Source organism: Streptosporangium sp. OZ121 (assembly GCF_051918885.1).
In the GTDB taxonomy this organism is placed as follows: domain Bacteria; phylum Actinomycetota; class Actinomycetes; order Streptosporangiales; family Streptosporangiaceae; genus Streptosporangium.
This window is the reverse complement of the sequence record NZ_JBPXMC010000002.1, coordinates 339427-364715: the sequence shown is the minus strand read 5'-3', so window position 1 is coordinate 364715 and position 25289 is coordinate 339427. Positions and strand designations below refer to the sequence as shown.

The 25289-nt window shown below is 71.2% G+C and carries 19 protein-coding genes and 1 pseudogene; 18 read left to right on the top strand and 2 right to left on the bottom strand.

All coding sequences use genetic code 11. The features are described from left to right. Positions 1-6: 6 nt before the first annotated feature. The 11 genes and pseudogenes from carA to metK all read left to right on the top strand — a co-directional run. Positions 7-1110: pseudogene (gene carA, locus ACTOQ1_RS06470) on the top strand (glutamine-hydrolyzing carbamoyl-phosphate synthase small subunit); the annotation flags it as partial. Positions 1111-1444: 334 nt separating this feature from the next. Next, on the top strand, positions 1445-4741 hold the full coding sequence (gene carB / locus ACTOQ1_RS06465) for a carbamoyl-phosphate synthase large subunit (RefSeq protein ID WP_440065153.1): 3297 nt from the start codon (positions 1445-1447) through the stop codon (positions 4739-4741). 56 nt (positions 4742-4797) lie between these two features. Continuing rightward, positions 4798-5643, top strand: coding sequence for a dihydroorotate dehydrogenase electron transfer subunit (locus tag ACTOQ1_RS06460; protein WP_362845387.1), 846 nt, complete (start codon positions 4798-4800; stop codon positions 5641-5643). Continuing rightward, complete coding sequence (locus ACTOQ1_RS06455) at positions 5633-6607, top strand: dihydroorotate dehydrogenase (protein ID WP_344749601.1); 975 nt, start codon at positions 5633-5635, stop codon at positions 6605-6607. The genes ACTOQ1_RS06460 and ACTOQ1_RS06455 overlap by 11 nt, the downstream gene beginning before the upstream one ends. After that, positions 6604-7317 (top strand): orotidine-5'-phosphate decarboxylase, encoded by a 714-nt coding sequence (gene pyrF, locus ACTOQ1_RS06450; RefSeq protein ID WP_440065151.1) that lies wholly within the window; start codon positions 6604-6606, stop codon positions 7315-7317. The genes ACTOQ1_RS06455 and pyrF overlap by 4 nt, the downstream gene beginning before the upstream one ends. A gap of 420 nt (positions 7318-7737) precedes the next feature. After that, entirely contained in the window at positions 7738-8061 is a 324-nt protein-coding gene (gene mihF / locus ACTOQ1_RS06445; protein ID WP_030909986.1) for an integration host factor, actinobacterial type, read from the top strand. A 194-nt stretch (positions 8062-8255) separates the two neighbouring features. Continuing rightward, the gene (gmk, locus tag ACTOQ1_RS06440) at positions 8256-8828 is read left to right on the top strand and encodes a guanylate kinase (RefSeq protein ID WP_440065464.1); all 573 of its coding nucleotides are present in this window, start codon (positions 8256-8258) and stop codon (positions 8826-8828) included. Positions 8829-8840: 12 nt separating this feature from the next. Continuing rightward, positions 8841-9104: a DNA-directed RNA polymerase subunit omega gene (gene rpoZ / locus ACTOQ1_RS06435; protein WP_030909981.1), complete on the top strand. Its 264-nt coding sequence runs from the start codon at positions 8841-8843 to the stop codon at positions 9102-9104. 8 nt (positions 9105-9112) lie between these two features. Beyond that, positions 9113-10345 (top strand): bifunctional phosphopantothenoylcysteine decarboxylase/phosphopantothenate--cysteine ligase CoaBC, encoded by a 1233-nt coding sequence (coaBC, locus tag ACTOQ1_RS06430; protein ID WP_440065149.1) that lies wholly within the window; start codon positions 9113-9115, stop codon positions 10343-10345. Between the two features lie 113 nt (positions 10346-10458). Then, positions 10459-10827: a hypothetical protein gene (locus ACTOQ1_RS06425; RefSeq protein ID WP_440065148.1), complete on the top strand. Its 369-nt coding sequence runs from the start codon at positions 10459-10461 to the stop codon at positions 10825-10827. A 256-nt stretch (positions 10828-11083) separates the two neighbouring features. Continuing rightward, on the top strand, positions 11084-12271 hold the full coding sequence (metK, locus tag ACTOQ1_RS06420) for a methionine adenosyltransferase (protein WP_440065146.1): 1188 nt from the start codon (positions 11084-11086) through the stop codon (positions 12269-12271). A 109-nt stretch (positions 12272-12380) separates the two neighbouring features. Here the strand turns inward: metK and ACTOQ1_RS06415 are convergent, their stop codons facing one another. Continuing rightward, positions 12381-12854 (bottom strand): ATP-binding protein, encoded by a 474-nt coding sequence (locus tag ACTOQ1_RS06415; RefSeq protein ID WP_440065145.1) that lies wholly within the window; start codon positions 12852-12854, stop codon positions 12381-12383. A 323-nt stretch (positions 12855-13177) separates the two neighbouring features. On the opposite strand from ACTOQ1_RS06415, the gene ACTOQ1_RS06410 reads away from it, so the two are divergent. Both ACTOQ1_RS06410 and ACTOQ1_RS06405 read left to right on the top strand, forming a co-directional pair. Beyond that, positions 13178-14665 carry a hypothetical protein gene (locus ACTOQ1_RS06410; RefSeq protein ID WP_440065143.1) on the top strand — a complete coding sequence of 496 codons (1488 nt, stop codon included), beginning with the start codon at positions 13178-13180 and terminating at the stop codon, positions 14663-14665. 86 nt (positions 14666-14751) lie between these two features. After that, positions 14752-15213: a hypothetical protein gene (locus tag ACTOQ1_RS06405; protein WP_440065142.1), complete on the top strand. Its 462-nt coding sequence runs from the start codon at positions 14752-14754 to the stop codon at positions 15211-15213. Between the two features lies 1 nt (position 15214). On the opposite strand, the gene ACTOQ1_RS06400 is transcribed toward ACTOQ1_RS06405, so the two are convergent. Further along, complete coding sequence (locus ACTOQ1_RS06400; protein WP_440065141.1) at positions 15215-17209, bottom strand: hypothetical protein; 1995 nt, start codon at positions 17207-17209, stop codon at positions 15215-15217. Between the two features lie 307 nt (positions 17210-17516). On the opposite strand from ACTOQ1_RS06400, the gene ACTOQ1_RS06395 reads away from it, so the two are divergent. The 5 genes from ACTOQ1_RS06395 to def all read left to right on the top strand — a co-directional run bounded on the left by ACTOQ1_RS06395 (position 17517) and on the right by def (position 25288). Next, positions 17517-18983, top strand: coding sequence for an amidohydrolase (locus tag ACTOQ1_RS06395; protein ID WP_440065139.1), 1467 nt, complete (start codon positions 17517-17519; stop codon positions 18981-18983). Positions 18984-19198: 215 nt separating this feature from the next. Beyond that, complete coding sequence (locus tag ACTOQ1_RS06390) at positions 19199-21364, top strand: primosomal protein N' (RefSeq protein ID WP_440065138.1); 2166 nt, start codon at positions 19199-19201, stop codon at positions 21362-21364. A gap of 64 nt (positions 21365-21428) precedes the next feature. Next, the gene (locus ACTOQ1_RS06385) at positions 21429-23072 is read left to right on the top strand and encodes a hypothetical protein (RefSeq protein WP_440065136.1); all 1644 of its coding nucleotides are present in this window, start codon (positions 21429-21431) and stop codon (positions 23070-23072) included. Positions 23073-23112: 40 nt separating this feature from the next. Further along, the gene (locus ACTOQ1_RS06380) at positions 23113-24489 is read left to right on the top strand and encodes a hypothetical protein (RefSeq protein WP_440065135.1); all 1377 of its coding nucleotides are present in this window, start codon (positions 23113-23115) and stop codon (positions 24487-24489) included. Between the two features lie 250 nt (positions 24490-24739). Further along, on the top strand, positions 24740-25288 hold the full coding sequence (def, locus tag ACTOQ1_RS06375; RefSeq protein ID WP_440065134.1) for a peptide deformylase: 549 nt from the start codon (positions 24740-24742) through the stop codon (positions 25286-25288). Position 25289 lies beyond the last annotated feature (1 nt).

Sequence of the window (25289 nt, the reverse complement as noted above, 5' to 3'; positions counted from 1 at the left end):
GTGTGAGTGACCGCAGTGCTAGTGCTGGAAGACGGGCGCGTCTTCCGCGGGATCCCTTACGGCGCCGAGGGCGAGACCTTCGGCGAGATGGTCTTCAACACCGGGATGACCGGCTACCAGGAGACGCTGACCGACCCGTCGTACCACCGCCAGATCGTCGCGATGACCGCGCCCCACATCGGGAACACCGGGGTCAACGACGAGGATCCGGAGTCGTCGCGGGTGTGGGTGGCCGGATACGTGGTCCGCGAGCCCGCCCGGACGGCCTCCAGCTGGCGTTCCAACCGTTCCCTGGACGACTACCTCAAGGAGCAGGGCGTCGTCGGCATCGCCATCACCGGCACCCGCGCCCTCACCCGCCACCTGCGGGAGCGGGGGGCGATGCGGGCCGGGGTCTTCTCCGGCAAGGCCCTGGCGCCGGTCGAGGAGCTGCTGGAGCGAGTGCTGGGCAGCCCCGCGATGGAGGGCGCCGACCTGGCCGGGGAGGTCTCCACCTCCAAGCCGTACGTCGTGCCCGCGATCGGTCCCAAGCGGTTCACCGTGGCCGCCGTCGATCTCGGCATCAAGGCGATGACGCCGCACCGGATGGCCGAGCGCGGCTGCGAGGTGCACGTGCTGCCCGCCTCCGTCACCGCCGAGGAGATCCTCGCGCTCGGCCCCGACGGGGTGTTCTTCTCCAACGGGCCGGGCGACCCCGCCACCGCCGACGGCCCGGTCGAGGCGCTTCGCGGCGTCCTCGACGCGGGCGTGCCGTTCTTCGGCATCTGCTTCGGCAACCAGCTCTTCGGCCGGGCGCTGGGGCTGGGCACCTACAAGCTGCGCTACGGCCACCGGGGCGTCAACCAGCCGGTGCAGCACCGGGGCACCGGCAAGGTGGAGATCTCCGCGCACAACCACGGCTTCGCCGTGCGGGCGCCGCTGGAGGGCGCGTTCGACACGCCGTACGGGCGGGCGGAGGTCAGCCACGTCAACCTCAACGACGACTGCGTCGAGGGGCTGCGGCTGCTGGACCGCCCGGCGTTCAGCGTCCAGTACCACCCCGAGGCCGCGGCGGGCCCGCACGACTCGGCCGGCCTGTTCGACGACTTCTGCGCGTTGATGGCGGGCGAGCGGGGAACGGTCAGCGAGGTGAGCGCTAACACCGGCGCGACCATGAGTACGGAGCGGTCGAGGGGACGAGCGGGCGGAGTGGCCGACGAGGGACGAGTCGTCCGCGCAGCCGGCGAGGAGCCGAGCGCGACCATGAGCACGGAGCGGTCGAGGGGACGAGCGGGCGGAGTGGCCGACGAGGGACGAGTCGTCCGCGCAGCCGGCGAGGAGCCGAGCGCGACCATGAGCACGGAGCGGTCGAGGGGACGAGCGGGCGGAGTGGCCGACGAGGGACGAGTCGTCCGCGCAGCCGGCGAGGAGCCGAGCGCGACCATGAGCACGGAGGGAAGCAAGGGTGCCTAAGCGCACGGACATCCAGTCGATCATGGTGATCGGCTCAGGGCCGATCGTGATCGGCCAGGCCTGCGAGTTCGACTACTCGGGCACCCAGGCCTGCCGCGTGCTGCGCGCCGAGGGCTTCCGCGTGATCCTCGTCAACAGCAACCCGGCGACGATCATGACCGACCCCGAGTTCGCCGACGCCACCTACGTCGAGCCCATCACCCCCGACATCGTCGAGAAGATCATCGCCAAGGAGCGGCCCGACGCGCTGCTGCCCACCCTGGGCGGGCAGACCGCGCTGAACACCGCGATCTCCCTGTACGAGGCCGGGGTCCTGGAGCGCTACGAGGTCGAGCTGATCGGCGCCGACGTCGACGCCATCCAGGCGGGCGAGAACCGCGAGCTGTTCAAGGGCATCGTGGCCAAGGTCGCCGCCGAGCGCGGCCTCAACGCCGAGTCGGCGCGCTCGTTCGTCTGCCACAGCATGGACGAGTGCCTGGCCGCCGCCGGCGAGCTCGGCTACCCGCTGGTGGTGCGGCCCTCCTTCACCATGGGCGGGGTCGGCTCGGGCTTCGCGCACGACGAGGAGGGCCTGCGCCGCATCGCCGGGGCGGGCCTCGACGCCTCGCCGACCACCGAGGTGCTCCTGGAGGAGTCCATCCTCGGCTGGAAGGAGTACGAGCTGGAGGTCATGCGCGACCGGGCCGACAACGTGGTGATCGTCTGCTCGATCGAGAACATCGACCCGATGGGCGTGCACACCGGTGACAGCGTCACCGTGGCCCCCGCGCTGACGCTGACCGACCGCGAATACCAGAACATGCGCGACGTGGCCATCGCGGTCATCCGCGAGGTCGGCGTCGACACCGGCGGCTGCAACATCCAGTTCGCCGTCGACCCGCGCACCGGCCGCATGGTCGTCATCGAGATGAACCCCCGCGTCTCGCGCTCCTCGGCGCTCGCCTCCAAGGCCACCGGCTTCCCGATCGCGAAGATCGCCGCCAAGCTGGCCATCGGCTACACCCTGGACGAGATCCCCAACGACATCACCAAGGAGACCCCGGCGTCGTTCGAGCCCTCGCTCGACTACGTCGTGGTCAAGGTGCCGAGGTTCGCGTTCGAGAAGTTCGCCGGGGCCGACCAGACCCTGACCACCCACATGAAGTCGGTGGGCGAGGCCATGGCGATCGGCAGGTCCTTCCCCGAGGCCCTGCAGAAGGCGCTGCGCTCGCTGGAGAAGAAGGGCGCCTCCTTCACCTGGGCCGGGGAGCCGGGCGCCAAGGACGAGCTCCTGGCCGCCTGCCGCGTCCCGCACGACGGGCGCCTGTTCACCATGCAGCAGGCCATCCGCGCCGGGGCCACGATCGAGGAGCTGTCGCAGGCCACCTCCGTCGACCCCTGGTTCCTCGACCAGCTCATCGCGATCGACGAGGTCGCCGCCGAGCTGCGCGACGCGCCGCAGCTGACCGCCGAGGTGCTGACCCGGGTCAAGCGGTACGGCTTCAGCGACGCGCAGATCGCCGAGCTGCGCGGCATGACCGAGCCGCGGGTGCGCGACCTGCGCCACGCGCTCGGCGTCCGCCCGGTCTACAACACGGTCGACACCTGCGCCGCCGAGTTCGCCGCCCAGACCCCCTACCTGTACTCCACCTACGACGAGGAGACCGAGGTCCCCTACGGGGAGCGTCCCAAGGTCCTCATCCTCGGCTCGGGGCCCAACAGGATCGGCCAGGGCATCGAGTTCGACTACGCGTGCGTGCACGCCTCCTTCGAGCTGTCGGCCGCCGGGTACGAGACCGTCATGGTCAACTGCAACCCCGAGACGGTCTCCACCGACTACGACACCTCCGACCGCCTCTACTTCGAGCCGCTCACCCTGGAGGACGTCCTGGAGGTCGTCCACGCCGAGCAGCAGACCGGTCCCGTGGTGGGCGTCATCGTCCAGCTCGGCGGCCAGACCCCGCTCGGCCTGGCCCAGGCGCTCAAGGACGCGGGGGTCCCGATCGTCGGCACCTCGCCCGAGTCGATCCACCTCGCCGAGGAGCGAGGCGCGTTCGGCAGGGTCCTCGCCGAGGCGGGCCTGCCCGCGCCCAAGCACGGTGTCGCGGTGACGGAGGACGAGGCACTGGCCATCGCCGCCGAGATCGGCTACCCGGTGCTGGTGCGCCCCTCCTACGTGCTGGGCGGCGCCGGGATGGCCATCGTCTACGACGACGACACCCTGGTCGCCTACATGGCCAAGGCGGGCGCGGCCAGTGACCACCCGGTGCTGGTGGACAAGTTCCTCGACGAGGCCGTGGAGATCGACGTCGACGCCCTGTTCGACGGCGAGGAGCTCTACCTCGGCGGCGTGATGGAGCACATCGAGGAGGCCGGCATCCACTCCGGCGACTCGGCGTGCTCGCTGCCGCCGATGACGCTGGGCGGCTACGACATCAAGCGCATCCGCGCCGCCACCGAGGCCATCGCCAGGGGGGTGGGCGTGCGCGGCCTGCTCAACGTGCAGTACGCCATGTCCGCCAACATCCTGTACGTGCTGGAGGCCAACCCGCGCGCCAGCCGTACGGTCCCGTTCGTCTCCAAGGCCACGGCGGTGCCGCTGGCCAAGGCGGCGGCCAGGGTGATGATGGGCGCCACGGTGGCGGAGCTGCGCGCCGAGGGCCTGCTGCCCGCGACCGGCGACGGCGGCACCATGCCGCTGGACGCGCCCATCGCGGTCAAGGAGGCCGTGCTGCCGTTCAACCGCTTCCGCGGCGTGGACATCGTGCTCAGCCCCGAGATGCGCTCCACCGGCGAGGTCATGGGGATCGACGAGTTCTTCGGCACCGCCTACGCCAAGTCGCAGGCCGCCGCGTACGGCTCGCTGCCCACCAAGGGGCGGGCGTTCGTCTCGGTGGCCAACCGTGACAAACGCGCGATGATCTTCCCGGTGAAGGCCCTCGCCGACCTCGGCTTCGAGATCCTCGCCACCGAGGGCACCGCCGAAGTACTGCGCCGCAACGGCGTCCATGCCAAGATCGTGCGCAAGCACAGCGAGGGGACCGGCCCCGAGGGCGAGCAGACCATCGTCCGGCGCATCCTGGACGGGGAGGTGGACCTCATCGTCAACACCCCCTTCGGCAGTCCCGGCCAGTCGGGGCCGCGCCTGGACGGCTACGAGATCCGCACCGCCGCGGTGTTGCGCGCCATCCCCTGCATCACCACCGTCCAGGGACTCGCCGCGGCCGTACAGGGCATCCAGGCGATCGTCCGCGGCGACATCGGCGTACGGTCCCTCCAGGAGCACGCGAAGCGTTTGCGGAGCGGCTGAGGAGCGGGGCCGGTGCCTTAGCGGAGGTGAGGGAGACGCCTGTTACTCCGGTACAGGTGACCGGCACGGTGCTGACGACGCGCCGCGTCGACGCCTACCATGCGCTGACCGTGGTGGCGCCCGGCATCGCCGAGCGCTTCCGCCCCGGCCACTTCGTCGGGGTGGCCGTCGGCGGGGCGCGGACGTCGATGCTGACGCGCCGTGCCTTCTTCGTCCACGACGTCAAGCCCGACTACGGCGGTACGGTCGAGTTCGTCTTCTCCGTACGAGGTCCCGGCACGGCCTGGCTGGCCGAGCGCCGCGCCCGCGACACCCTCGACCTGGTGGGCCCGCTCGGCCGCCCGTTCCCGCTGCCCAGGGACCCGGTGACCTGCGTCCTGGTCGGCGCCGAGCACGGCTCGGCGACGCTGTTCACCGTGGCCGACGCCCTCCAGGGGCGCGGCTGCCGCGTCGACTTCGTCCTGGGCGCGGTCTCCGCAGACCGGGTGTTCGGCGCCCTGCGCGCCAGGAGGATGGGGGAGACCACCACGCTGACCACCGAGGACGGCTCCCTGGGCATGCGCGGCCGGGTGACCGACGTGCTGCCCGGAGTGATCGCAGACGTGCGGGCCGACGCCGTCTACGCCTGCGGTCCGATGCCGGTGCTGCGCGGCGTCACCGCGGTGGCGGTCGAGTTCGACATCCCCGTCCAGGTGGCCGTCGAGGAGGGGATGGCGTGCGGGATCGGCGTGTGCATGACGTGCGTGCTCCCGGTCATCGGGGACGACGGTGTAACCCGGATGGTGCGCTCGTGCGTCGAAGGACCGGTCTTCAGGGGCGAGCGCGTCCGCTTCGACGACGTCGGCACGATCCCGTTCGACGCGCTGGGAGCGCCCGGTGGGGGAACGCGGAATGCCGGTTGACATGCGGACGTACCTGGGGCACGTGGAGCTGGTCAACCCCGTCACCACGGCCGCCGGGTGCGCGGCGTCGGGCTCTGAGCTGGCCCAGTTCTTCGACCTCGCCAGGATCGGCGCGCTGACCACCCGGTCGATCACGATGGCCCCCAGGGCGGGCCGCCCGACCCCCAGGATGGCCGAGACGCCCTCGGGCATGCTCAACGCCGTCGGGCTCCAGGGGCCGGGCGTGGACGCCTTCCTGGAGCGCGAGCTGCCCTGGCTGGCCCAGCGGGGCGTGCGGACCGTGGTGTCCATCGGCGGCGGCACCGTGGCCGAGTACACCGCGCTGGCCCGCAGGCTCACCGACGCGCCCGGGGTCACCGCGGTGGAGGTCAACCTGTCCTGCCCCAACATCGAGGACCGGGGCCGGGTCTTCGCCCGCGACGGCGCGGCCTCCGCCGAGGTGATCGCCTCGGTGCGCTCGGTGATGCGCTACGACGTGCCCGTGGTGGCCAAGCTCTCCCCGGACGTCGTGGACATCGTGAGCGTCGCCCGCGCGTGCGTGGACGGCGGCGCCGACGCGCTCTCGATGATCAACAACCCGCTCGGCATGAGCATCGACACCGAGGCCATGCGCCCCGCGCTCGCGGCCGTCACCGGCGGCCTGTCGGGACCGGCCATCCGGCCGCTGGCCGTACGCTGCGTGTGGCAGGTCCACGCGGCCCTGCCCAGCGTGCCCATCATCGGCATGGGCGGCGTGCTGACCGGCAGGGACGCCTTCGAGCTCATCCTCGCCGGCGCCTGCGTCGTCGCCGTGGGGACGGCGCTGTTCCACGACCCCTATGCCTGCCTGCGCATCCTCCGCGAGCTGGAGGAGCTTCTGGCGGCCCGGGGGTTCCACCGGCTGGCCGACGCGGTCGGACTGGCCCACCGCCCGCCGGGGGCGTCCTCCCGGCATCGGATAGATCTTGAGGAGAGTTCCCTGTGACGCCCGCACCCATCGCCGTCGCCCTGGACGCGCCAGACCTCGAGACCGCGGCCCACTGGGCGAGCCTGGTGACCCCGCACGTCACCACCGTCAAGGTCGGGCTGGAACTCTATCTCCGCTACGGCCCCGACGTGATCGCCTCCGTCCGCGGGGCGAGCGGAGTGCGGATCTTCCTGGACCTGAAGCTCCATGACATCCCCAACACCGTCGCGGGCGCCGCCAGGGCCGTGGCCCGCCTCAAGCCCGCCATCCTGACCGTGCACGCCGCCGGCGGCCCCGCGATGATCCGCGCGGCCGTGGAGGCCATGCCCAACACCCAGATCGCGGCGGTGACGTTGCTCACCTCGCTCTCGGAGGCCGACCTGGACCAGCTGGGCGTCAACGGCCCCTCGCAGGACGCCGTGCGCCGCCTGTCGGCGCTGGCCGTCGCCGCGGGCGCCCAGGCCCTCGTCTGCTCGCCGCGCGAGGTCGCCGCGGTGCGCGCCGAGGTCGGGCCCGACATCACCCTCATCACCCCCGGCGTCCGCCCCGCCGGCGCCGCGAGCCAGGACCAGGCAAGAGTAGCGACTCCCGAGCAGGCGCTGGCCGACGGGGCCGACCTTCTCGTGATCGGCCGCCCGATCACCGGCTCCGCCGATCCCGGCGCGACGGCCGCGGGCATCGCCGCCGCCCTCCGGCGCGTCTCCGCCGCCTCCGGGCACGGCGCGTGACGCGGTCCGGGAAACCGCCGGGCGTCGGCGTACGACGCGATCCGGAAAGTCGCGTACGACGCGATCCGTGAACCCGTCGGGCGGTCGTGGGCGGCGCGCCCGCGACTCTGTCGGGCGTCACGCGTCACGCGTGACGGGGTCCGGAGGCCGCCGGGCGTCGCGGGTGGGGTAACGCCGGGAACCACCCGGTTTCGCGTGTGAGGGGACGCTGGAGACCGCCGGGCGTCGCGGGTGGGACAACCCCTGAAAACTCGGCGTTGAGAGCAGTTTCGTCGACGTAGAGCAACGCGGCGAGCACGGAAAGTCACGAAGTAGATTTTCTAGGGGGATAAAGTGGCCTTGACGTTGCTTGAAGCGCCATGACCAGCTAGTTTCCCATCCCGTCCGAGTACATCGACAGGAAATTCGAGGTGACCCGGCGTGGCTCTTCCTCCCCTTACCCCTGAGCAGCGCGCCGCAGCCCTAGAGAAGGCTGCCAAGGCCCGCCGAGAGCGTGCCGAGGTGAAGAACCGCCTGAAGCACGGTGCGGTCTCTCTGGCTGAGGTGCTCAAAGACGGGCAGGCCGACGACGTCATCGGCAAGATGAAGGTTTCGGCCCTTCTCGAGTCGCTTCCCGGCGTGGGCAAGGTCCGCGCCAAGCAGCTCATGGAGCGGCTTGGAATCGCAGAGTCCCGCCGTGTGCGGGGCCTGGGTACGAACCAGCGAGCTTCGCTCGAGCGTGAGTTCGGCGGGGCCGAGAGCTAGTCTCGGTTCATACGACCACGCTCGCCCCGCATGGGGGACGGCATCACGGGGGGTTTGGAGTGACCGGAACGTCGTGGTCCGACGAGAGTCGGACTCCGGAGGCAACCGCCGAGGGCGGGGCCGGTCGCTTCACATCCCCAGCCGGAGGTCCGGAGGGGGCGCGAGCCTTCCCCGGCCTCTCGGCCGGTAAGCGCCTGACGGTCCTGTCCGGGCCGTCGGGCGTCGGCAAGTCCACGGTCGTCGCCGAGCTTCGGCGGGCACACCCGGAGGTGTGGCTGTCGGTCTCGGTGACCACCAGGAAACCCCGTCCGGGAGAGACCCACGGGGTCGAGTACTTCTTCGCCGACGACGAGGAGTTCGACCGCCTCGCCGCCTCCGGCGAGCTGCTGGAATGGGCCGAGTTCGCCGGCAACCGGTACGGGACCCCGCGCGGCCCCGTGCTTGAGAAGCTCGACGCCGGGGTGCCCACGCTGCTGGAGATCGACCTCCAGGGCGCCAGGCAGGTCCGCGCGACCATGCCCGAGGCGCTGCTGGTCTTCCTGGCCCCCCCGACCTGGGGAGAGCTGGAGAAGCGGCTGCGCGGCCGGGGCACCGAGCCCGAGGACGTCATCGCCCGCCGCCTGGCGGCCGGCCGGATCGAGATGGCGGCCGAGCAGGAGTTCGACCTGACACTCGTCAACACGTCCGTCCAGGGCGTATGCCATCGGCTGATAGCCTTATTGGCTGATGCTCCCGAGGATTCGCGCCTCGGACGTTCACCTAGCTAGGGGAAATCACACGTGGCAACCAGCGCCGCCTACTCCGAAGGCATCACCAACCCGTCGATCGACGCCCTGCTCGACATCGTCGACAGCAAGTACAGTCTCGTGATCTTCGGCTCCAAGCGGGCGCGTCAGATCAACGCCTACTACTCCCAGCTCGGCGAGGGCCTGCTCGAGTACGTCGGCCCGCTCGTCGAGACCCACGCGCAGGAGAAGCCGCTGTCCATCGCGCTGCGCGAGGTCAGCGAGGGCCTGCTGACCTCCGAGCCGATCGAGGGCTGAAACACCTCGTGCGGACCCCAGAAGAAGCCGGGTCTCCCGGCAGACCCAGGGTCGTCCTCGGTGTGAGCGCGGGCATCGCCGCCTACAAGGCGTGCGAGCTGCTGCGCCTGTTCACCGAGTCGGGCCACGACGTTCGCGTGGTCCCGACCAGGGAGGCGCTCCGCTTCGTCGGTGAGCCGACCTGGGCCGCGCTGTCCGGCAACCCGGTCACGACCGACGTCTGGGAGTCCGTGCACGAGGTGCCGCACGTCCGCATCGGGCAGGGCGCCGACCTGGTGGTCGTCGCGCCGGCCACCGCCGACGTGCTCGCCAAGGCCGCCCACGGGCTGGCGGGCGACCTGCTGACCAACACCCTGCTCACCGCGCGCTGCCCGGTGGTGTTCGCCCCGGCGATGCACACCGAGATGTGGGAGCACCCCGCGACCCGCGCCAACGTGGCCACGCTCCGCGAGCGCGGCTCGATCGTCGTCGACCCCGCCGTGGGCCGCCTGACCGGCGCCGACACCGGCCCCGGCCGGCTGCCGGACCCGAAGGAGATCTTCGAGGTCTGCCGCGCGGTTCTCGCCGGACGCTCCGCCGACCTGGCGGGGCGCCGCCTGGTGATCTCCGCCGGGGGCACCCGCGAGGCCATCGACCCGGTCCGCTTCATCGGCAACCGCTCCTCTGGCCTGCAGGGCTACGCGCTGGCCCGCACGGCCGTCGCCCGCGGGGCCGAGGTCACCCTGGTGGCCGCCAACGTCGGCCTGCCCGATCCGGCGGGCGCCAGGGTCGTCCGGGTCGAGTCGGCACTGGAACTGCGCGCCGCCGTGCTCGACGCTGTGGAGGGCGCCGACGCCGTGGTCATGGCCGCCGCCGTCGCCGACTTCCGGCCCGCGGCGCGGAGCGGATCGAAGATCAAGAAGACCGCCGACGAGCCTGACGCCATCCATCTCGTGAAAAATCCTGACATCCTGGCTGAACTGGGTGAGCGGCGCCGCGAGGGGCTCAAGCCGTACCCGCGGGTGATCGCGGGATTCGCGGCCGAGACCGACGACGTGCTCGCCAACGGGCGGGCCAAGCTCGCCCGCAAGGGCTGTGACCTGCTCGTCGTCAACCAGGTCGGCGACGGCCTCGCCTTCGGCACGCCCGACAACGCGGCCGTGGTCCTGGTCGCCGGCGGGGAGCAGGTCGAGATCCCCCGCGGCCCCAAGGAGGCCCTCGCCGACACGGTCTGGGACCTCGTCGCCGCGCGCCTGGCCTGACCGCTCGCCGTAGTCCACCTTCCGGCGGATCCGACCACTTGCCGTCGGCGGCCTCCCGGCGGATACTGCCTCCGAGATGACCTGCGATGTCGCGGCTTGGAGGGGTTTCGATCATGCCGGTCGCCGCCGCCGTCAGGGCTCGATGCCGGGCGCTGCTCCCTCCGGGGGAGGAGATCCACTACGTCCTGCCCGCGTTGTCGGTGGGCACCCCGGTCATGGCGACCTTCCTCATCGTGGTCACCGACCGCACCATCTGCGTGATGTCCACCAAGTTCTTCGACCGCGACGCGCCGACCTCGGTGTACGCCACCCACTCCCGGCGCACCCGGCTCGGCCCGCTGGAGTTCTCCGCGGGCGCGGCCATCGAGCTCGGCGACATGGTGTTCGAGATCGAGGAGGAGTACGCCGCGGTGGTCGCCGCCGCCGACGCCGAGGTCTTCGCCCCCGAGACGCTGCCCCCCGACCCTCTGCCCGATTTATGAGCTAAATGCCGATTTTTCGGGTTTTTTCGGTGGCGTGATCGAGCCCTCCTCGCGTCGCGGACGCACGCGGTCCCGGCCCGGATTCCGGTGAGCAGGCTCTCTTTCCCGTACGGGATCTAAGACTTTAGGGTGACATGATCTGAGACGATTTCGCGGCCCCACATCAGGTGGGGCTAGAATTCGCCGGAGCGCTACTGGTGTCCGCCGACGCCAGAGCCCCCAGACGCCAGCAGCCGCTGCATGAGGAGCCACTGACTTGTCCCGTCGCCTTTTCACCTCCGAGTCGGTCACAGAGGGCCACCCGGACAAGATCGCCGACCAGATCAGTGACGCGATTCTCGACGCCATGCTCAAGGGTGACCCCAAGAGCCGTGTCGCGGTCGAGACGCTGATCACCACCGGTCAGGTCCACGTCGCCGGAGAGGTGACGACGGAGACCTACGTCGACATTCCCGGTCTCATCCGCGAGAAGATCCTCGAGATCGGTTACGACGCCTCGCACAAGGGCTTCGACGGCGCCTCCTGTGGCGTGTCGGTGTCCATCGGAGCGCAGTCGCCCGACATCGCCCAGGGTGTCGACGACGCCTACGAGAACCGCGAGGGCGAGGCCGGCGACGAGCTCGACCGCCAGGGCGCCGGCGACCAGGGCCTGATGTTCGGCTACGCCTGCCGCGAGACCCCCGAGCTGATGCCGCTGCCGATCCAGCTGGCGCACCGCCTCGCCGAGCGCCTGTCGCAGGTCCGCAAGGACGGCACGGTGCCCTACCTGCGTCCCGACGGCAAGACCCAGGTCACCGTCGAGTACGACGGCGACAGGCCCGTCCGGCTCGACACCGTGGTGGTCTCCACCCAGCACGCGGCCGAGATCGACCTCAAGGAGATGCTCGCTCCCGACATCAAGGAGCACGTGGTCGACCCGGTCCTGGCCGGCCTGGAGATCGCCACCGAGGGCTACCGCCTCCTGGTCAACCCGACCGGCCGCTTCGAGATCGGCGGCCCCATGGGCGACGCCGGCCTGACCGGTCGCAAGATCATCGTTGACACCTACGGCGGCATGTCCCGCCACGGCGGCGGCGCCTTCTCCGGCAAGGACCCGTCCAAGGTCGACCGCTCGGCCGCCTACGCCATGCGCTGGGTCGCCAAGAACATCGTGGCCGCCGGTCTGGCCGACCGCGCCGAGGTCCAGGTCGCCTACGCCATCGGCAAGGCCCACCCGGTCGGCGTGTTCGTCGAGACCTTCGGCACCGAGAAGACCGACGTCGAGAAGATCCAGCAGGCCGTGCTGGAGGTCTTCGACCTGCGCCCGGCCGCGATCATCCGCGACCTCGACCTGCTCCGCCCGATCTACTCGGGCACCTCCGCGTACGGCCACTTCGGCCGCGAGGGCTTCTCCTGGGAGTCCACCGACCGCGCCGACGCCCTGCGCAGCGCCGCCGGTCTCTGACCGCACCGCTTTTCCGTACGGCCCCCGCGAACTCCTTCGCGGGGGCCGTCCGCGTTCCCGGTCCCATCCCGCCTGGCGGGATGCCGATTTCGTGTGTCGCACGCCGGTGTCATGCGCTTGGGGATGTGGGGAGTCTCTCGCTGGTGAACTGGGCCCAGACGGCGTGGCCGTGGGTTCGGGTGCCCTGGCAGCCGACCTGGGAAGCCAGGGCGGTGACGAGGAGGAGGCCCCGGCCGCTCTCGCCGAGGAGGGCGGGGTGGGGGAGAGCGGGTACGGGCCCCTGGCCGGAGTCGTAGACCGTCACGCGGGTGGTCTCGGGTTTGCGGACGACCTCGACGACGAACGTGCCGTACGGCCGTCCGCTGGCGGTGTGGCGGACCGCGTTGGCGGCGAGTTCGGCGACGACCTGCTCCGCGTCATGGCCGAGGGGGGAGTCGACCAGGAGAAACCGGACGAAGCGTCGAGCCTCGGGAACCTGGCAGGGACGGCCGGGGAAGGTCCGCCGCCAGATCATGCCGCCAGGGCGGAGCCGGACCATCGCCTCGATCAACTCCGGGGCCACGCCGTCGTGGGTAGCGGTCATGTGCGTTCTCCTGGTCTCCTGGTCAGGGGAAAATCGTCAGCAGAACAGTGGCCCGGCACTCCCGTGCGGTAGCCCTCCGGGACGGCGTCAGCGAGATACTCCGCACACAGTGCCGCTGACCTGCGAGAACATCACATCCAGTGGCCGAGGATCCCCACTTCCCCCGCGAGCTGTCATTCTCCGTGACCATGGACATACGATCCGTGTGTGTTCGGGGAAGGGAGTTGAGGATGCCCGGAGAGGGATACCGGATCCTGCTGGGATGCAGACGGCGCAGCGAGGCACTGCGGGCCTGCCGCCTCACGTTCGACCAGATCGCCGGCGTGTTCGCCCTCGACCACCAGGTCAGCCCGTTGCGCCTGTACCGCTACGCCCACGGTCGCACGGCGGGTGAGGTGGTGGCCGCCTACAACGACCTCGACCCGGCGGGCACCGCCACCCTGCGTGCCGCGCGCTTCTACGACTACGAGGCATGGCCGCAGGCCGGGCGGCGTCCCGGCGCCGGGGCGGTCGCCATCTTCGCCCGCATTTACCAGACCACCGCCCGCCGCCTGGTCACCGACGAGGTCTACGCCTCCTACGGGGTGCGCGACCGCGACCTGATCGACCAGACGGATCACCGTCACCTCGACGCGCACCACTGCCGCCAGGTGTCCGGACCGGCCGTCCCGGGCACCAAGGGGACGAAGGTACTTTCCCCGCTCGTTCCCGCGCCCGCCCGCTGTGCCGACCTGCTGCGCGCGGTCGGCGCAGAGGAGGCCGACGTGAAACGCCGCGAACTGCTCTTCGAACTGGCCCTGCTCCTGGGCGGGACACCGGCCCTGGGCCTGCTGCGCCACCTCACCCCGCCGGAGCGGGAACGCCTGGCAGCGGCCGCCCGGCACCAGGGCCCGATCGACGCGGCCACCATCGACGTGCTGGAACGGCTCACCGCCCGCCTGTGGACCATGGACGAATCATCGGGCCCCCGGCGAGTCCTGCCGGTCGCCGAGGCCAAACGCGCCATGGTCGACGACCTCCTCAAGCGGGGCTCCCTCACCCCGGCCCTGCGCGAGCGCCTGCTCCGCGTCTACTGGAGCCTGAGCCACATGACGGGCTGGTGTCACTTTGATCTGCTGGATCATGCCGCGGCCGCCTGTCGATACGAGGAGGGACTGGCTGCGGCGCACGAGCTGAATGCGCCCGCCCTCCTGGCTCATATGCACGGGTTGCTGGCTGATATGGCACTTCACCAGGGAAAGCCCACGGTCGCCATGGACCATGTCTTCGCGGCTGACGGCTGGGCCAAGAGCAGTGGTAACCGTCTGCAGCAAGCGGCGACTTTTCTCATTATCGCCCGTGTGCTCTCGAGGACGAGGTCCGACGATGAAAGTCTCCGCGTGCTCGACCGTGCCATCTCACTGGCGGGAAGAAATCGGGAGGCCAGTGATCTTCGGCACCTCTTCTGGTGTAACCAGGATCGTGTCGCACGCCATGCCGTCTTCTGTCTGGTCGGGCTCAAACAGCCCGATCGAGCGATCAGCGCGGCGGATCCGATCATGACGGAGATGGGGTCCGGATCGAATCGATCCGGCTGGAATCGCGAGCGGGGCATCCTGAATCTCGAATACGCGACCGCGCTGATTCAAAAACAAGAGATTCCGGCGGCCACCGCCATGATCGGTGAGGCTGCTCAAATCACCGTGCGACACAGCTCTGCCAGACTCGTTCACTCCGTACGGCGAACTCGCGTCCAGCTTCAGCCGTGGGAGGGCAACAAGCACGTCCGGGATCTGGACGAACGGTTGCGCTCGCTGTCCATCGTGGTCTGACGTGTTCAGGCACTCCTCCTGGAAATCGCTTGGTTATCAGACATCATTGGGTCTGGGGATGTTGGCCGACGTGAACGGAGAGCTCCATGGTGCGCCTTGCTTCCGCCCGTGCCGGGGCGGCCGTGATCGTCGCCTTGGGGATGTTGGCGTTGGGAGCGTGCTCTTCTGAGCCTCCGGGGCCGACGGCGGCTCAGGCCGAAGCGACGTTGAAGGCCGACATCGACTGGTTGGTGAAGTCGACCCACGCAAAAGATGTCACGGTGACGGACGAGGGTGGCAAGGACATCCCCTGCGGAGAGGGGAAGGCAAAACGAACGTATGGGGTTGCCGGAGTGGACGCTTCCAGCGTCGACGAACCGGTCATCATCTTCAACATGCTGACCGGCGGCCTGGGGAAGCGCGGATACAAGGTTGTTTCTGTCGACTGGAAAACGCCGAGCAATGAGTCCGTCAAGGGTGAATCGCGTGTCAAAATCACTGTTGATTCTTCGCGGAAAAAGCATTTCGAGCTCTCCGGCGAGACTCAATGCCTCAGGGTCGCTTTGTGAACTACCCCAAAGGGCTTGGGTTTGTTTGCGTGTTGTCCTTGGCGCCGCCGAAAGCGTTGTTGAGCCGGGTGGCCGCCTCTCCGACGGTGCTGTCGTCTCCGCTGCCCGAGCCGTTGCGAATCATCCAGTCGGCGAGGTTCTTCAACGCCTTCGGGTCCTTGGCCAGCTTGTCGAAGGGGAGCAGGTTGCCGTCCTTCCCGGTGATGGGAGGCCGGCTGAAGGCCGGATCGTCCGGGGGCACCGGGTAGGAGAACCCGTAGCGCTTCAACTCGTGAAAGATCCAGTATTCGCGCCCAAGGGTGGCCAGGCGATTACGCTCCTTGAGAGTGTCCAGGCGGGTTTTGTCGATGTCCTTGTACGAGTCGACGGTCTCGCTCGCGGACTTGCCGATCAGCAACCAGATCAGCTCTCCGGCCGGGTCGAACGCCATGCTCGCGCCCGAGGCGTCCAGCGTCGCGGCGGCCCACTGCGAGACGCCGAATCCCACGAGGTCGACTCCCAATCCCATGAGGAGGAAGAGCCGATCCCTCACCTCCTGGTCATACTCATCCATTTTTCCCTGGACCTCGTTCGCCGCGGCGAACTGCATGCCGGAAACGTAGCCCAGGCTCGCGAAGGTTCTTCCGAGGTGTTTGATGCCCGCCCCGCGGTCCTTGGCGCCCGCCTCGTCCATGAGGTGCCTGGAGAACCTGCCCATTCCCGCGTCGAACGGTTTCATCCGCTCCGCCGAGTCGGCGAAGGTCTTGATGAAACGGTAGGTGTCGCCGGGACTGAGACGGAATTTCGGATGCAGGCCTGCGGTGAGCGTGGCGGTTTTCTCGAACGCGCTGTCCTGTGTCCGGTTGGCGTCACCGGCGTCGGCGCCCTCGATGATCTCGGCGGCGTAGGCGCCCGCGAGCATCGACATGAAGATTCTCGCGCCCTTCGCCACCTCCATCGGCTGCCCCTCCGGATTGCGGAAGTCCGCTTCGGTCCGGAGCTCGCCCATGGTCGTCATGGTGTTGAAGGCGAATCGCACCGCCTCGGGGCCGGGGGAGCGCTTCTCGAAGACACCGGCTCCGGCGGCGAGCATCCGGCCGAACTCCTTCTCCAGGTCGAAGGCGATCACGTCATGCTCGTTGGGATAGAGCGAGACCTGCTCGTTGAGTTCGGAGAACAGTTCCCTCAGATCTCCGGGGGACAGGTCGTTGAACAGGGCTCTGGCCGTTTCCGGATTGTTGGCCAGGGCGGACAGGAAATGGCTCAGGTCGGCGGTCCAGCGTGCCGGACCCCCGCCCTCGGCGGCTTTGTGGACGCGGGGACGTATCACCTCGGTGAACCACCCGGAAGGGAACCTGCCGTGGCCGAGCGCCAGGCCCAGATCGGCCCCCTGCGTCTTCCCGAGGTTCTCCGGTTCCCAGGCCGGGCCGAGCGTTCTCGGCCGCCGGGCCACCGCCGTGGCGAGAGCCTCCCCCATGGTCTTCCAGTGTTTTCGAGCGGATTCTCCGTGATAGTGATTCAGCTTCCGAAGCGCTGCCGCCGCGCCCTTCGGGCCGAGGGCGGAGAAGAATCCCGCGGTGAAGTCGGCGTCATTCCGCCTGCCGGCGAGCCGGTCGAAGATGCCGTCGTATACGTTTTCCGAGGAGTACGGAGTCGGGTGTCCCAGGGCGCTGAGGCTTTCCGCGAGCTTCTCGCCCTCGTCGGTGGCGAGAGTGCGTGTCGCGAGAGCCTTCTCGTCGAAGGCCGTGAGCCCTCCGCCCCCGGGCCCCGGCGTGAGTCCCAGCGGACCCGGCCCCGCCAGGCCCGCGGCCCACTCCTTCAGGAGGTCGGGCTCCTGGATCAGCTGGTTGCGCCTGCGCAGTCGCGGGATCTCCTGGTCCAGCCAGCCTTCGATCTCGCGGATCCGCAGGGCCGCGGACCGGTCGGCGTCCACCGAGGAAAGCGCCCTGAGGATTCCCGAGAGCTCCTCGCCCACCACTTTCCGCGCCTGCTCCAGCGACGCGATGAATCGCTCCATCAACTCCGGATTGATTCCCGAGTATTCATCCGGAGATGACCCGTTTTCCGATGACGCGGGCGGTGTCGGCCCCATATCGAAAGTCTCCTGCCGAAGGCGATCCACGTTTACCTTAGGCACCCGGATCGCAGCCTGATAGGAGTTCGATCGCCTGGGAGCGTGGACCGCGGGTTCCGGTCTTTCGCACGAGCGACGGGCGCTGTGCTCGACGACACGGGAAAGACTTGACGACACGGGAAAGAACGGTGGCCGGGAAGAATCCGGTACCCGGGGGAGCGCGCGTCGGTTGTGCGCCTAATCTCTGCTTATGTCCTCACCGTCCCCCCGTCTGCTGCTGCGCAACGCGCGGCTGGGTCCCGGCGGCCCGCTCCGCCACGTCCTGATCGCCGGAGGCCGGGTCGCGGAGGTGGCCGCGGAGCCGCCCCCCTGTGACGAGTCGGTCGACGCCGGGGGCGCCACCCTGCTGCCGGGCCTGTGGGACGCGCACGTGCACTCCGCGCAGTGGGCGCAGGCCCGGCGCAGGATCGACCTGGCCTCGGCGCGGTCGGCGCGGGAGGCGGTCGACCTCGTCGCGCCCCGCTCCGGCGCGCCCGGCGCCTCCGGGTTCACGGTCGGCTACGGCTTTCGCGACGCCCTGTGGCCGGACACGCCGCACAAGTCGCTGCTCCAGGCGGCGGCGCCCGGCCAGCCGATCGTCCTGGTCAGCAATGATCTGCACACCGCCTGGTTCAGCCCGGCCGCATTGGCGGCGATCGGCAGGGGCGAGCACCCGACGGGGGTGCTGCGCGAGCGCGACTGCTACGACGCGATGGCGGAGATGCCCCCGCCGCCCCGGGACGAGCTGGACCGCTGGGTGGCCGAGGCCACCACCGCCGCCGCGGCCAGGGGCGTCGTCGGCGTGCTGGACTTCGAGTTCGCCGACAACGTCACCGACTGGACCCGGCGGGTCCGGTCGGAGCGGATCGACGTCCGGGTCGGCTGCTCGATCCCGGTGACCCGGCTGGAGGAGGCGATCGGCCGCGGGCTGCGCACCGGCGAGCCCGTCGCCGGTTCGGGGGGCCTGCTGGAGGTCGGGCCGGTCAAGACGTTCGTGGACGGGTCGCTGAACACCAGGACCGCCTACTGCGAGGACCCGTACCCCGGCGGCGACGCGCGCGGGCTGCTGGAGACGGCGCCCGAGGAGCTGTACGGCGTCATGGCCCTGGCCGCGGGGCACGGGATCGACCCGGCGGTGCACGCGATCGGCGACCTGGCGGTGGACATCGCGCTGGACGCCTTCGAGCGGACCGGCTGCCCGGGGAGGATCGAGCACGCGCAGCTGGTCCGCCCGGAGGACTTCGGGAGGTTCGCCAGGGCCGGCCTCGTCGCGGGCGTGCAACCCGCCCACGCGCCCGACGACCGCGACGTGGCCGACCTGCACTGGTCCGGGCGGACCGGCAGGGCCTTCGCCTACGCCGACCTGCTGGCGGCCGGCGCCGTCATCGAGCTGGGCTCCGACGCCCCGGTGGCGCCGCTCGACCCGTGGGACGGGATCGCCTCGGCGGTGGCCAGGACCGACGACGAGCGGCCGCCGTGGCATCCGGAGCAGGCGATCCCGCTGCCGGCGGCGCTCGCGGCGGCGGCCAGGGGGCGCGCCGGGGTGCGTCCCGGCGATCCCGCCGACCTGGTGATCACCGAGTACGATCCGGCCGGTCTGGACGGGGACGGCCTGCGCCGCATGCCGATCCTCGGCACCCTGCTCGGCGGCCGCTGGACCCATCGCCGCTCCATCTGATCCGTCCGGCCGGTCCCCGGCGGCGATCTCGTCGTCGCCGGGCGCCGCCGAGCCTCGCCGGGCGCCGCCGTGAACGCGTCCTCAAGCTCCACCTGATCCGTCCGACCGGCTCCGGCGGCGATCCCGCCGGAGCCGCCCCCGCCTTCCCCGCGCGGGAGCCGGCCGCCTCGCCCGCCGTCGTCTGGGCGGGTGCCCGGGTCTGGTAGGACAGGTGGGTGACCCACGCCAGCCCCTCGCCGGACGACGACGCCCTGCTGCCGCTCGACGCCGTCCGAGAGCGGTCCGCGCCCGGCGGTCCGGCGAGGGCGCGGGGCGGCGCCGCCAGGTCCGCCAGGCCCGGCAGGACCTCCAGGGTCGTCAGGGCCGCCGGGACGGCCAGGACGGCCGGGGTGGCCGAGCCGGTCAGGGGGGTGCCGGAGCCGGCCGCCGAGCTGCCGATCGCCCGGGTCGTCGTCGACACGCCGCTGCCGCACCTCGACCGGTTGTTCGACTATCTCGTCCCCGCGCCCCTGGACGCCACCGCCGTGCCGGGGGTCAGGGTCCGCGTCCGGTTCGCGGGCAAGCTCGTCGACGGCTTCCTGCTGGAACGGGCGGAGAGCACCGAGCACGAGGGCAGACTGACCCGCCTGGAGAGGGTCGTGTCCGCCGAGCCCGTGCTCACCCCGGAGATCGTCGCGCTGGCCCGCGCCGTGGCCGACCACTACGCCGGGACCATGGCCGACGTCCTGCGCCTGGCCGTCCCGCCCCGCCACGCCAGGGTCGAGGCGGAGACCCCCGCTCCGGTCCCCGCCTCCCCGGAGCCGGCACAGGGGGACGCGGGCCCGTGGGCGGACTATCCGGAGGGAGAGGCGTTCCTGGCCGCCCTGGCGAAGGGAGGCTCCCCCCGCGCGGTGTGGACCGCCCTGCCGGGAACCGGGGAGAGCGGGCCGGGGTGGCCGGAGGCGGTCGCCGTCGCCGTACGGGAGACGCTGCGCGGGGGCAGGGGCGCCCTCGTGGTGCTTCCCGACGGCAAGGATGTGGCCCTGCTCGACGCGGCCCTGAGCGACGTCCTGGAGCCCGGCGCGCACGTGGCGCTCACGGCCGACCTCGGGCCCGCCGAGCGCTACCGGCGGTGGCTGCGGGTGGCCAGGGGGCAGGTACGGGTCGCGGCAGGGACCAGGGGCGCGGCGTTCGCCCCGGTCAGGGACCTCGGGCTCGCGATCATCTGGGACGACGGCGACGACCTGCACTCCGAGCGGCTCGCCCCCTACCCCCACGCCAGGGAGGTCCTCGCCCTGCGCGCCCACCGGGCGCGGGCGGGCCTGCTCATCGGGGGGTACGCCCGTACGGCGGAGGCCACCCAGCTCATCGCGGCGAGCTGGGCCGGGCCCATCGTCGCGGCCCGCGGGACGGTCAGGACCAGGGCGCCGAGGGTCCGCCCGGCGGGGGAGGACGCGGAGCTGGCCAGGGACGAGGCCGCCAGGGCCGCCCGGCTGCCCAGCCTCGCCTGGCGGACCCTGCGCGCCGGGCTGGAGAGCGGCCCCGTGCTGGTTCAGGTCCCCCGGCGGGGCTACCTGCCCGCGCTGGCCTGCCAGAGCTGCCGGGCCCCCGCCCGCTGCGGGCACTGCGGCGGCCCGTTCGCGCTGCGCGCCGGCCACGTGGCCCCGTACTGCCGCTGGTGCGGCCGGATCGCCGGTGAGTGGCGCTGCCCGTCCTGCGGCGGTGCCCGGGTGCGGGCCCAGGTGGTCGGCGCCCGGCGCACCGCCGAGGAGCTGGGGCGGGCCTTCCCCTCGGTGCCGGTCAGGACGTCGGGCAGGGACGGGGTGCTCGCCACGGTCGGCGCGGGCCGCGCCCTGGTGGTGGCCACCCCGGGGGCCGAGCCGGTGCCCGAGGGAGGGTACGCGGCGGCGGTGCTGCTGGACGGCTGGGCGCTGCTCGGCCGGCCCGACCTGCGCGCCGCCGAGGAGACGCTGCGCCGGTGGATGAACGCGGCGGCCCTGCTGCGGCCCTCGGCCGAGCTGGTCGTGCTGGCCGACTCCTCGCTCGCCGCCGTACAGGCTCTGCTGCGCTGGGACCCGGTCACCCATGCCGAGAGGGAACTAGCTGACAGGACAGAACTCGGTTTCCCCCCGGCGGTGAAAATGGCGACGCTCACCGGATCCCCGGCCGCGGTCAGGGAAATGCTCGGCGAGATGACCCTGCCACCGGAGGCCCAGGTGCTCGGTCCCGTCCCGGTGGCCGCCCCCAAGGGGGATCAAGTGCGGGAACGCGCCATGGTGCGGATCGCGCGGGGCTCCGGATCGGCACTGGCCGCGGCGCTGAAAGGGGCCGCCGGAGTGCGCTCCGCACGCAAGGCTCCGGAGGTGGTCAAGGTATGCATTGACCCTCTAGATGTGATTTGAGTTGTTTCCCCGATTCGCGGTGCTGGCAGTAAGCCGTTAATTTTCCCCTGTGTCGATCGAATGGGTGAATCGGGCCGTAGACGACCTGCGCGCGTGGGGGCGTGCGCACGGCCTTGACGTTGACGTGGACGAGGTACGGCTGCTCTGCGACTACGCGAGTGACTATCTGGACGTGAACGAGCTGGGTGACTTCACCCCTGTCGCCTTCGAGGAGCTGCTGCTCAACATCTATCCGCGCAAGGTCATCGCCCCCCCGGAGAGCGCCCCGGAGACCGTCGCCGCCGCCCGTACCCTGGTCGACTTCCTGCTCGCCACCGAGGAGATCGGCGGCAAGATGGCGGTCCGGATGAGGAGCGTCCTCGACCGCATCGAGCCCGAGATGCCCATCGCCCTCGCCGACACCTCCCGGTTCGGCATGGCCAAGAGCCTCTTCAGCGCGATGGGCGCCGACTCGCTGGAGCAGGACGCCGGCAGCGCGATCCTCTCCGTCTCCGCGGTGCAGGAGGAACCCGCCGTCGAGCACTGCGACTGCCCCGGCTGCTCGCCACTCCCCGCCGTGCGCCTGGCCCCCCGCGAGGTGCTCACCCGGAGCGCCCTGCGGGTGCCGCTGATCGTCGACGCGCGCAGGCTGGTCCAGTGGATGCTCGCCGGGGGCCGCACCCCGACCGTCAAGGGCCGGCTCAGGGTCCGCGACGCCGCCGAGGCGACCGCCCAGCTCTCGGTGACCGACCCCGGCCTGCTGTGGGAGCTCGCGGTGCACACCGGCCTGGTCACGGTCGAGGGCACCGCCATCTTCGACGGCGAGGACTTCGACCCGCTCGACATCTGGGCCGCGACGGTCGAGTTCGTCGTCGAGAAGGAGACCGGCGGCGCCGTGACGGGCGACGTCTCCCTCGACGAGGAGCTCTACGGCCTGTGCGACATGCTCTACCGCCTCCAGGCGCCCGTGCCGATCCCCCTCGTCAAGGAGTACATGGAGGAGATCGGCCTGGTCGAGGGAGGCGAGATCGACATCCCCGAGGCCGTCAGGCGGCTCGCCTACTGCGGGATGGCCGAGCCGGGCGAGGAGTTGCTCGAGCTCACCCCGCTGGCCCTGTGGGGACTGCACGAGCTCTACACCGACCTGGGCATCGAGGCGCCCGAGGCGCCCGACCTGACGACCGCCGACGCGCCCGAGCTCATCGAGGGGCTGCTCTCCGGCATGCCCGCCGAGATGGCCGAGGCCGACATCGGGGGCTGGCTGGAGAACAGGACCCCGGCGCAGGCGGTCACCGAGCTGCTCGGCTCCGTCTCCGGCGCGCCCTCGGTCGCCAGGGGCGTCGCGGTGACGATCGTCGACCGTCTCGGCCCCGACGCCGAGGAGGCGGTGCGCGCCTTCCTGGAGGAGCCGGAGCTGCGCCCGCACGCCATCCACTGGCTGAGCACGCGAGGCCTGGCGGCCCCCGCCCTCACCCAGGAGGAGGTGCTCTGGATGAGCGTGGACATGCTCGCCCTGGCCATGCCCGCCGCCGAGGAGGATCCGGAGACGTTCGCCGAGAACATGTCCGCCTCCGGCCCCCCGTCACACGTGATCGAGGAGATGTGGCGGGTCGACCATCCCGAGGTCGTCGACGTCCTTGAGCTGCTCGGACGCTCCCTGAGAGATCACGGAGCGGCCAAGGCGGCCCGCAAGGCGGCTTTCAAGGCACGTTCCCGCGCCATCGGCTGAGCCGTGTATGCGTGAGGCGCGAGTGCAGTAAGTTTCACGGGTGGCAAAGAGCGGGAACAGTGGGAACGTCTTCGATATCGGCGAACTGCGCAGGCTGGTCGACGAGCTGGGAACGGCACCCCGCGAGCTGCGGGCGGCCGTTCTGGAGGAGTCCGTCACCGCCACGGGCCGCGAGTGCCCCCCGCGCGGCGACGCGCTGAGCTTCCCCCCTGTCGACCTCGCCGCCGACACGGAGCTGGCCGCGCTGGTGCCGCACGTGCCGCTGGTGATCGACGCCCAGCGCCTGGCCGCCTGGACCGGCGCCCGCCAGGTGACCCCCGAGGGCCTGCTGCCCGACCCGTTCGCGCCGTGCGCCGAGCTCGGCCTGCCGGGCCCCGCCCGGCTGCACCTGCTCTGGGTGGTCGCCGTCAACACCGGGATGCTCCGGATCTCCCGGGGCCGGGTGGCGCCCGGCCCGCTCGTGCTCTCTCCCGACCTGCCGCCCCGGACGCTGCTGGGGTTCTGGGACGGGGTGGTCATGGACGTCCTCGACCGCGCCGACGACGACCTCACCGGATCCCCGGTGATCGACGACCACCTGGCCGAGATGCTCGCCACGCTGTACGCCGTGCGCGAGGGGCTGTCCACCGCGACCCTGGTCAAGGGCATCCTGCAGTCGCACCAGGTGGCCTGCGGGGCCCGCCGGGCGGAGATGAGGGTGCTGGCCCGCGCGCTCCCGGTCCAACTGGAGTCGGCCCTGTCGCTCCTGGGCTACTGCGGGCTGGTCGAGACCTCGCGGGAGGGCCGGCCCCGGCTGACCCCGCTCGGCATGTGGGCCGTCCGCCAGGACCTGATGCGCGAGGGCCACGACGCGCCGACGGGCGCCGAGGTCGCCGTCTTCACCGACCTCGGCGCGGCCGAGCTGGTCGAGGCGATCATGAAGGGCTCGGCCGCGCCCAGCGCCGTCACCGTGTGGCTGGAGTCCCGCCATCCCGAGGCCGCCGCCCGCGAGCTGGTCAAGGTCGCCGCCTCGGGCACGGCCGGCCGCCGCGGCGCCGCGGGCACGATCCTGGAGGAGCTCGGCCCCGAGGCCGAGGCCCCGCTCAGGGAGGCGCTCTCCGAGCCCGCCATGTGGCGCTACGCCGCCTCCTGGCTGCACATCCGCGACCTGCCCGCGCCCGCCCTCACGCCCGCCGACAACACCTGGCTGGCGGTCGACTCGCTCGCCTCGCTCCTGGAGCGCGGCGACGCCTCCGAGGCGATCTGCGAGTTCGACGCCCTCGAACCCGGCGAGGACCTCGTCCGCGTGATCGAGGAGATGGCCCTGGTGGACCACCCCGACACCTTCGCCGTCCTGGACCTGCTTGGTTCCCGCCACGGCGACGCGGCGGTGGCCAAGTCCGCGCGCAAGGCAGCCATGAAGGCCCGCTCCCGCTGACCCGAACGGGTCTCCTCCCGCTCCCGGGCGGCGGCCCGCCGGGCCGGTCCCCGTGCCCGGTCCGAGAGAAGGTCCGTGCCCGGTCCGGGTGAGGATCCGGGGCCGCTCCGGGTGAAGGTCCGTGCCCGGTCCGGGTGAAGGCTCGGGGTCGATTCCGGAGAGAGCCCGTGCCCGGTCCGGGTGAAGGCCCGGGGAAGGCGGCCGCCGCCCTTAGACTGGGGCAATCCCCTGAAGCGTGAGGAGATCCCTGTTGGCCATTCAGCCGATCCGCCTTTTCGGCGATCCGGTGCTGCGCACTCCGGCCGAGCCGGTCAAGGACTTCGACAAGGAGCTGCGCAAGCTCGTCAAAGACCTCACCGACACGATGATGGACGCGCCGGGAGCCGGTCTGGCGGCGCCGCAGATCGGAGTCGGGCTGCGGGTCTTCACCTACTACGTGGACGACCAGCTCGGGCACCTGATCAATCCCAGCCTCGACCTGTCGGACGACAAGGACGAGGAGGGGGAGGAGGGCTGCCTGTCGTTCCCCGGCCTGTCCTTCCCCACGCCCCGGTCGATCCGGGCCGTGGCGACCGGTTTCACCATGCACGGCGAGCCGGTGACCCTCGAGGGCACCGACCTGATGGCCCGCTGCTTCCAGCACGAGACCGATCACCTGGACGGCGTGCTGTTCATCGACCGGCTGGACCTCAAGCAGCGCAAACTCGCCATGAAGGCGATCCGCGAGGCCGACTGGAACGGGGTGCCGGCCCCCGCGTTCAAGATCTCCCCGCACGCCACCCAAGGGAAGGCTCTGTAGG

Excerpts from the sequence above, each read along its gene's own strand:
- ACTOQ1_RS06455 (WP_344749601.1), top strand. The coding sequence starts at position 5,633 with ATGCCGGTTGACATGCGGACGTACCTGGGGCACGTGGAGCTGGTCAAC.
- ACTOQ1_RS06425 (WP_440065148.1), top strand. The coding sequence starts at position 10,459 with ATGCCGGTCGCCGCCGCCGTCAGGGCTCGATGCCGGGCGCTGCTCCCT.
- ACTOQ1_RS06415 (WP_440065145.1), bottom strand. The coding sequence starts at position 12,854 with ATGACCGCTACCCACGACGGCGTGGCCCCGGAGTTGATCGAGGCGATG.
- ACTOQ1_RS06405 (WP_440065142.1), top strand. The coding sequence starts at position 14,752 with ATGGTGCGCCTTGCTTCCGCCCGTGCCGGGGCGGCCGTGATCGTCGCC.
- ACTOQ1_RS06400 (WP_440065141.1), bottom strand. The coding sequence starts at position 17,209 with ATGGAGCGATTCATCGCGTCGCTGGAGCAGGCGCGGAAAGTGGTGGGC.
- ACTOQ1_RS06395 (WP_440065139.1), top strand. The coding sequence starts at position 17,517 with ATGTCCTCACCGTCCCCCCGTCTGCTGCTGCGCAACGCGCGGCTGGGT.